Source organism: Streptomyces sp. NPDC127084 (assembly GCF_042724175.1).
Classification (GTDB): Bacteria; Actinomycetota; Actinomycetes; order Streptomycetales; family Streptomycetaceae; genus Streptomyces.
In genome coordinates this window covers 1-7,939 of record NZ_JBHXFA010000229.1, presented here as the reverse complement: position 1 = coordinate 7,939, position 7,939 = coordinate 1, and the positions used below count along the sequence as shown (strand labels likewise).

Sequence of the window (7,939 nt, the reverse complement as noted above, 5' to 3'; positions counted from 1 at the left end):
GCTCCATCACTACAATCACCACCGCCCCCACACCGCAACCGGCGGCAAACCACCCATCACCAGGTTGACCAACGTCCCTGGGCAGTACACCTAGACCAGCACCCGGCCCAGCAGGTACACGATCGGGGCCGCGGCTGTGAGCGGCAGCGCGACCCCCGCGGTCATGTGCACGAAGCGGGACGGGTAGTCGTAGCTCGCCACCCGCAGGCCCACGAGGGCGCACAGACCGGCACCGATACCCAGCAGCGTCGCGGACAGCATGTCAAGCCCGGCGAGCGCACCACCCACCGCTCCGGCACCCGCGGCGGCGAGCGCCGCCACGGCGAGCGAGACCGCGCCGGTACCGGGGCCGTCGGCGGCGCCGGGCAGCGGCAGCGGCAGCGCGCGGCAGACGGTCGCGGCGGCGACCGCGAGACCGCCGACGAGTACGGCATCGGTGTCGGCGGCGAGGAATCCGGCCGCCAGGATCGTCAGCGCGGACGAGGCGACGGCGGCCATCAGCCCGTACATCCGCTCGTCGGGGGCGGCGTGGCTGCGCAGTTGGAGTATCAACGTGAGCAGCACCCACACGCCGAGGGTCCCGAGAATCGCGGCGGGAGCGTACCCCCGGCCCGCGGCGAGCAGCGCGGCGTCGGCGACCAGACCGCCCGCGAAGGCCAGCGCGATGCCCTGGCGTGCGGGCCACATGCCGTTCAGCCGGAACCAGCCGGCCGCGGTGACGGCCTGGAGCAGGACGAGGGGGACGAGCACGGCGTACGGAGACCCGGTGGCGGCAGCGGCGGCGAGCAGCAGTCCGGCCGCGGCGGTCAGAGCGGCGGGCTGGATGCCCGGCGGGATGATCGGTGAACGCCCTTCGGCGCGGGCGCGCTGGGCATCGGTGATCCTGGCGGTGCCGCGGGTGGTGGGCTCGCCGTAGCCGGTGCTCGACGGCGTGCTCACGGACGTCCCGGGAGCGGGCGTCTCGGGCGGCAGCGGATGCGCGGCCTGCGTCGCCTGGACAGCCTGGTGCTCTTGGACCGCACGGTGCTCGTGATCCGCCTGCTGCTCATGCTGTGACTGCTGCGGGAGCGGGGCCGGTGCCGCCGGCGTCCCGAGCGGCTGCTGGGGCTGGTACCCGGTGTCCCAGGTCCGGCCCTCCCAGGTCTGGGTGACCTGGGGGTCGTACGGCTCGTTCGCCCCGTACGACTCGTACGGCTGCTGCTGGTGATCGCTGCTCATGCTGTGCGGTTCATCCTCCTGCGAACGGCGGGAGCACCTCGACCGTGCCGCCCTCGGCAAGCCGTACCGTCTCATGTCCACGCGTCCCGACGGGATCGCCGTCCACGAGGAAGGAGCAGCGCCGCAGTACCCGGACGAGCTCCCCCGGGTGCCTCTCGCGCGCGGCGTCCAGCGCCTCGGCGAGGGTCTCCGCGGTGTAGGGCTCCTCGGCCACACCGGCGGCGGCCTTGGCCGCGGCCCAGTAGCGGATGGTCCCCGCTGCCATCAGGCGCTCCTCACTCCCACTCACTTCGGCTACTCCCGATGCTCCCGGCTCACACCGGTCACTCTCGTCGTCGGATGTCCATCATCGTCTATGCGCGGACGAGCCAGTCCCCGATGCGCCCCAGCAACTCCTCGTCCGCCGCGTTCTCGGCGTGTCCCATGCCTGGCTCGACCCACAGCTCGCACGGACCGGCCGCGGCCAGCATCCGCGGATGGTCCAGCGGAAAGTACGGGTCCCGGTCGCCGTGCACCACCAGGAGCGGGGTCGGCGCGATCAGCGGGACGGCTTCGGCGGGGGAGAGCGGTACGGGGTCCCAGTCCTCATGGTGGATACGGGTCCCGAAGCCGTAGCGGCCCACAAGCCGGCCGACGGGGCGGGTGACCACCCAGTGGAGCCTGCGCATCGGGGCCGTACCCCGGTAGTACCAGCGGGCCGGGGCGCTGACGGAGGCGACCGCGTCCGTATGCGCCGCCGCGTGCCCGTCCGTGTCCGCCGCCGTACGCGCGTCGGGCTCCTGGTCCGAACGGAACAGGGCCGCATGCCGCAGCACCACGGAACCACCCATCGAGAACCCCACCGTCACCACCCTGCCGTGGCCCAGCGACCGCGCCCAGGCCACCGCGGCCGCGAGGTCCAGCACCTCACGGTCGCCCACCGTGGAACGCCCGCCCGAGCGCCCGTGGCCGCGGAAGGAGAAAGTGACCACCGCCGCGTGCCGGGCGAAGACGGCGGCCGCCCGGCGCACCGCGGGCCGGTCCACCGAGCCGGTGAAGCCGTGAGCGAGCACAATCGCGGTATCGGCCGCGTCAGCGAACGAAGCGGACGAAGCGGATGTGCGTCGCGGTTCGTACCGGGCCTCGACCCGCACATCGTCGGAGGTACGCAAAATCGCGGTCAAGGTTGTCCCCGAAGTGGCGTGCCGGAGGCCATCAGTGACCGAAGGAACATCCACATAGTGAAATCGAGCCTCTGACACGGAACCCATGTGGTCTATTCTGCTTGGCAGAGGATCCGGGCAACGCAGCCCCCGGGTCCTTTTGTGTTTCCAGTCCGTTGTTACAGACAGGTGAACGAAGAAATCGCGGACCCCTATGGACGCGGGGACGAGGAGAAACCGACGTGATGGGCGAGCCAACCGCGCACGACGACAGTCGCAGGACGAACAACCATCCGAGCCGGGCAGGTGGGGCCCGATGAGCTCACTCCTGCTCCTCACCAACGCACTCCAGCCGTCGACCGAGGTGCTCCCGGCCCTCGGCCTGCTGCTCCACAACGTGCGGGTCGCCCCCGCCGAAGGCCCGGCCCTGGTCGACACACCCGGCGCCGACGTGATCCTGGTCGACGGCCGCCGCGACCTCCCACAGGTCCGCAGCCTCTGCCAGCTTCTGCGCTCCACCGGGCCCGGGTGCCCGCTGCTCCTGGTCGTCACCGAGGGCGGTCTCGCGGCTGTCACCGCCGACTGGGGCATCGACGACGTACTCCTCGACACCGCGGGCCCCGCGGAGGTGGAGGCCCGGCTCCGGCTGGCGATGGGCCGCCAGCAGATCACCGCGGACGACTCACCGATGGAGATCCGCAACGGCGATCTGTCCGTGGACGAGGCCACGTACAGCGCCAAGCTGAAGGGCAGGGTCCTGGACCTGACCTTCAAGGAGTTCGAGCTGCTGAAGTACCTGGCCCAGCACCCCGGCCGGGTCTTCACCCGGGCCCAGCTCCTCCAGGAAGTGTGGGGCTACGACTACTTCGGCGGTACGCGCACGGTCGACGTGCATGTGCGGCGGCTGCGCGCCAAACTCGGACCCGAGCACGAGTCGCTGATCGGCACTGTCCGGAACGTGGGCTACCGCTTCGTCGCCCCCGAGAAGGTCGAACGCGCGGCCGAAGAAGCCAAGGCGAAGGCGGCTGCTTCGACCACGCGTACGGAAGGCCGAACCGAAGAACACGAAGCCGCCGTAAGCCCTGCCCAGAGGTGAGTCACCACGCGTAGACTTCGCGCGTGGCCAAGGTGACGAGGGATGACGTCGCACGACTGGCGGGTACGTCCACCGCTGTTGTCAGTTATGTCATCAACAACGGACCCAGGCCGGTCGCCCCGGCCACGCGCGAGCGGGTACTCGCCGCAATCAAGGAGCTGGGCTACCGGCCCGACCGGGTTGCCCAGGCGATGGCCTCCCGGCGCACCGACCTCATAGGCATGATCGTCCCCGACGCCCGCCAGCCCTTCTTCGCGGAGATGGCGCACGCGGTGGAACGGGCGGCGGCGGACCGCGGGAAGATGGTCCTCGTCGGGAACTCCGACTACCGCGACGAGCGCGAGGTCCACTATCTGCGGGCCTTCCTCGGTATGCGAGTGGCCGGGCTGATCCTGGTCAGCCAGGGCATGAGCGAGCGCGCCGCGGCGGAGATCGAGGCCTGGGACGCCCGCGTCGTACTGCTGCACGAGCGCCCTGAGGCGATCGACGACGTCGCGGTGGTGACGGACGACGTCGGCGGCGCCCAGCTCGCCACCCGGCACCTGCTGGAACACGGCCACGAGTACGTCGCCTGTCTCGGCGGCATCGACAACACACCGGCGGGGGGGGGGCGGGGGGCCGTCCACCGAGTAGGGTGGGGGCCCGCCATTCTTGTGTGCGGGCGCCCCACCGGTGGCCGGCGGGTCCAGGCCCCCTACAACCGCTACGACGCCTACCTCGTGGCCCTCAAGCTGCTGTCCGGGCCCGACCGGCCCCCCGCGATCTTCTGCGCCACCGACGACCAGGCGATCGGTGTGCTGCGAGCGGCGCGCGAGCTGCGGATCGACGTGCCGGGCGAGCTGGCGGTGGCGGGCTTCGACGACGTGAAGGAAGCGGCGCTGACGGATCCGCCGCTCACCACGATCGCCTCGGACCGGCCGGCGATGGCGCGAGCGGCGGTGGATCTCGTGCTGGACGACGGGTTGCGGGTGCTGGGGTCGCGGCGGGAGCGGGTGAAGCAGTTCCCGTCGGCGCTGATCGTCCGCCGCTCCTGCGGCTGCGCGTAGCCAGTCCGCGCGGGGCCCCGCACCCCGTGCGGCCCGACCGCTCGGGTTCTGGTCCGGTTCTCAGGGAGGTCTCAGGGGCCTCTCATCTCGCGAGCCGAGACTCACAACCGTGACGGACTACTACCGCGGCAGCGACAGCGACACGGACCGGTACCCCTACGCGGGCTTCGGGGACGCGGGCTACCCCCCGCCGCCCTCGTACACACCCGAGGTCACAACCGAGTTCACCTCCGGGCAGCCGGAGCCGCGGCACCGGGCGCGGGCCAAGCGGCCCGTCGCGCTGATCGCGGCTGTCGCGATCATCGCCGCGGCGGTCGGCGGCGGCACCGCGACGCTCGTGAACCGGTACGCCGGCCACGGCACCGCGACGACCGGGCAGACCGCGGTCAACGGAACCACGGTCGCCCAGAGCAGCAAGGACACCGTCGCCGGGGTCGCCGCTGCCGTGTCGCCGAGCATCGTGGAGATCGGGGCGGCCACCTCCGCGGGGCAGTCCACCGGATCCGGTGTGATCATCACCAAGGACGGTGAGATCGTCACCAACAACCACGTCGTCTCCGGAGCCGACACCGTCAAGGTCACCCTCAGCGACGGCAGCACCGGCACCGCCGATGTCGTCGGCACCGACCCGGACAAGGACCTGGCCCTGATCAGGCTTCGGGACGCCGAGGGGCTCACACCCGCGACGCTCGGCGACTCCGACAGCCTCAAGGTGGGCGACGAGGTCGTGGCGATCGGCTCTCCCGAGGGTCTCACCGGGACCGTGACGAGCGGCATCGTCTCGGCACTCGACCGCGATGTCACCGTGGCCAAGGACGACGGCGGCAACGGAAACCGCGGGCAGCGTCAGGACCCCCGCCAGGGCTGGCCCTTCGAGTTCGGCGGTCAGCAGTTCAACGGGGACACCGGTGACTCCAAGACCACGTACAAGGCGATCCAGACCGACGCGTCCCTCAACCCCGGCAACTCCGGCGGCGCCCTGATCAACATGAGCGGTGAGATCGTCGGGATCAACTCGGCCATGTACTCGCCCACGTCCGCGAACAGCTCCGGCGCGGGCAGCGTCGGCCTCGGCTTCGCCATCCCGATCGACACCGTCAAGGCCGACCTCGCAAGCCTGCGGGACGGGTCGTCCGGGTCGTCGTCCGGCTCCTCTTCCAGCGGCTCCTTCTGAGACCGTGCGACGCTGATCGCATGACGACAGCACCGCACACAGACGAACGCGGCGACCGCGTCCTCATCGTCGACGACGAGCCCGCCGTACGCGAGGCCCTCCAGCGCAGCCTGGCATTCGAGGGTTACGCCACCGAGGTCGCCGTCGACGGCACGGACGCCCTCGCCAAGGTGCTGTCGTACGCACCCGACCTGGTCGTGCTGGACGTGCAGATGCCGCGCATGGACGGGCTCACGGCCGCCCGCCGTATCCGGGCGTCGGGATCGACACTGCCGATCCTGATGCTCACGGCCCGGGACACCGTCGGCGACCGGGTCACCGGACTCGACGCCGGGGCCGACGACTACCTGGTGAAGCCCTTCGAGCTGGACGAACTGCTCGCCCGGATCAGGGCACTGCTGCGGCGCAGCGCGTACTCCGGAGCGGCGGCTGACAGCGCGCCGGACAAGGGCGGGGCCGCGCTGACGTTCGCCGACCTGCGGATGGACCCGGCGACCCGCGAGGTCACCCGGGGTGAGCGCCGGGTCGAGCTGACCCGCACCGAGTTCACGCTGCTGGAGCTGTTCCTCACGCATCCCCGCCAGGTGCTCACCCGGGAGCAGATCCTGAAGTCCGTCTGGGGCTTCGACTTCGAGCCGAGTTCCAACTCACTGGATGTGTATGTGATGTATCTGCGCCGCAAGACCGAGGCGGGCGGTGAGCAGCGGCTGGTCCAGACGGTACGCGGGGTCGGCTACACGCTACGGGAAGGTTCCCCGGAGTGATCCGCTGGTTCCAGGCGCTGCCACTTCGGTCGCGGCTGGCACTGCTGACGGCGACCGCGGTGGCCATGGCGGTCGCGGCGGTGGCCGTGACCTGCTGGCTGCTCACCCGTGCGCAGCTTCGCCAGGAGCTGGACACCTCGCTGCGCAACACCAGCGCTCCGGTCAGCACGGTCGACCAGGCCCTCGCGGCATGCCGGGCCGGGCAGGACCCGACCGGGGGCACGGCCAGGGCCTTCGCGTATGTGCAGATCATCGGCGCGGACGGCTCCCGCTGTGTCGCCCAGGACTCCCAGCCGGTGAAGGTGGCGCCCGAGGACCTCGACGTGGCCCGGGGTACCGCACTGGACGCCCTGCACGACAGCACCACCGACAGCGGCGCCGAGGTACGGGTGCACACCACGCAGATACCGCTGCCGGGTATCGGCAAGCCGACGATCACCGTCTCCGTCGCCCGCCCCCTCGATGAGATCGACGCGTCGCTCGACCGGCTGGCCCTGGTGCTGGCCGTGCTCGCGGGTATCGGTGTGCTCGCCGCCGGCGCCGCCGGGCTGTGGGTGGCCAGGACCGGGCTCAAGCCGGTGGACCGGCTGACCGAGGCGGTGGAGCATGTGGCCCGCACCGAGGACCTGACCGTGCGCATCCCCGTCGAGGGCGAGGACGAGATCGCCCGCCTGTCCCGCTCCTTCAACCAGATGACCGCTGCGCTGGCCTCGTCCCGCGACCGCCAGTCGCAGCTCATCGCCGACGCGGGGCATGAACTGCGTACGCCGCTGACCTCGCTGCGGACCAACATCGAGCTGCTGGCGCGCAGTGAGCAGACCGGCCGCGCGCTGCCGCCCGACGACCGGGCGGCCCTGCTGGCGTCCGTGAAGGCGCAGATGAGCGAGCTCGCGGCACTGATCGGCGATCTTCAGGAGCTGTCCCGCCCGGACAGCGCGGCGCCGGGCGCGGTCCGGGTGGTCGGGCTGCACGAGATCGCGCGGACGGCTCTGGAGCGGGCCCGGCTGCGCGGCCCCGAGCTGACGATCGACGCCGAGCTGCGGCCCTGGTACGTGCGCGCCGACCCGGCCTCGCTGGAGCGCGCGCTGGTCAATGTGCTGGACAACGCGGTGAAGTTCTCCCCGCCCCGCGGACGGATCGAGGTGCTGCTCGACCGGGGCGCACTGACCGTACGCGACCACGGTCCGGGAGTGCCGCCCGATGAACTGCCCCATGTCTTCGAACGGTTCTGGCGCTCCCCGTCCGCCCGCGCGCTGCCCGGCTCCGGCCTCGGTCTGTCGATCGTGGCCCGTACGGTGCGGCAGGCGGGCGGCGAGGTGGCGCTGCGGTCCGCCGAGGGCGGCGGGACCGTCGCCGAGATCCTGCTGCCCGGCGCACCCACTCCGCCGCCTTCGCCGGTGCCGTCCTAGGTGTACTGCCCAGGCAGGTTGGTCGAGTTTGTGCGACGACACGGTCTGAATCTGGCTGACGACGAAGGCCTCCGGTTGTGGAGTGGAGCT

8 protein-coding genes are annotated in these 7,939 nt (G+C 71.5%); 5 read left to right on the top strand and 3 right to left on the bottom strand.

The features are described from left to right. Positions 1–90: 90 nt before the first annotated feature. The 3 genes from ACFWI9_RS31565 to ACFWI9_RS31555 form a co-directional block, all read right to left on the bottom strand. A complete protein-coding gene (locus ACFWI9_RS31565) occupies positions 91–1,218 on the bottom strand; it encodes a hypothetical protein (protein ID WP_387167903.1) in 1,128 nt (375 codons plus the stop codon). 10 nt (positions 1,219–1,228) lie between these two features. After that, positions 1,229–1,483: a MoaD/ThiS family protein gene (locus ACFWI9_RS31560; protein ID WP_387167900.1), complete on the bottom strand. Its 255-nt coding sequence runs from the start codon at positions 1,481–1,483 to the stop codon at positions 1,229–1,231. A gap of 88 nt (positions 1,484–1,571) precedes the next feature. Next, positions 1,572–2,468, bottom strand: a complete 897-nt coding sequence (locus ACFWI9_RS31555) for an alpha/beta hydrolase (RefSeq protein WP_387167897.1) — start codon at positions 2,466–2,468, stop codon at positions 1,572–1,574. A 208-nt stretch (positions 2,469–2,676) separates the two neighbouring features. Here ACFWI9_RS31555 and ACFWI9_RS31550 point away from each other — a divergent pair, with 208 nt between their 5' ends. The 5 genes from ACFWI9_RS31550 (at position 2,677) to ACFWI9_RS31530 (ending at position 7,849) form a co-directional block, all read left to right on the top strand. Next, positions 2,677–3,456 carry a response regulator transcription factor gene (locus ACFWI9_RS31550; protein WP_387167895.1) on the top strand — a complete coding sequence of 260 codons (780 nt, stop codon included), beginning with the start codon at positions 2,677–2,679 and terminating at the stop codon, positions 3,454–3,456. A gap of 23 nt (positions 3,457–3,479) precedes the next feature. Next, a complete protein-coding gene (locus ACFWI9_RS31545) occupies positions 3,480–4,502 on the top strand; it encodes a LacI family DNA-binding transcriptional regulator (RefSeq protein WP_387167893.1) in 1,023 nt (340 codons plus the stop codon). A 109-nt stretch (positions 4,503–4,611) separates the two neighbouring features. Next, complete coding sequence (locus tag ACFWI9_RS31540) at positions 4,612–5,676, top strand: S1C family serine protease (RefSeq protein ID WP_387167890.1); 1,065 nt, start codon at positions 4,612–4,614, stop codon at positions 5,674–5,676. A 20-nt stretch (positions 5,677–5,696) separates the two neighbouring features. Continuing rightward, the gene (locus tag ACFWI9_RS31535) at positions 5,697–6,440 is read left to right on the top strand and encodes a response regulator transcription factor (RefSeq protein ID WP_387167887.1); all 744 of its coding nucleotides are present in this window, start codon (positions 5,697–5,699) and stop codon (positions 6,438–6,440) included. Further along, complete coding sequence (locus ACFWI9_RS31530) at positions 6,437–7,849, top strand: sensor histidine kinase (protein ID WP_387167884.1); 1,413 nt, start codon at positions 6,437–6,439, stop codon at positions 7,847–7,849. Before ACFWI9_RS31535 ends, ACFWI9_RS31530 begins: the two co-directional genes overlap by 4 nt. Positions 7,850–7,939: the final 90 nt, after the last annotated feature.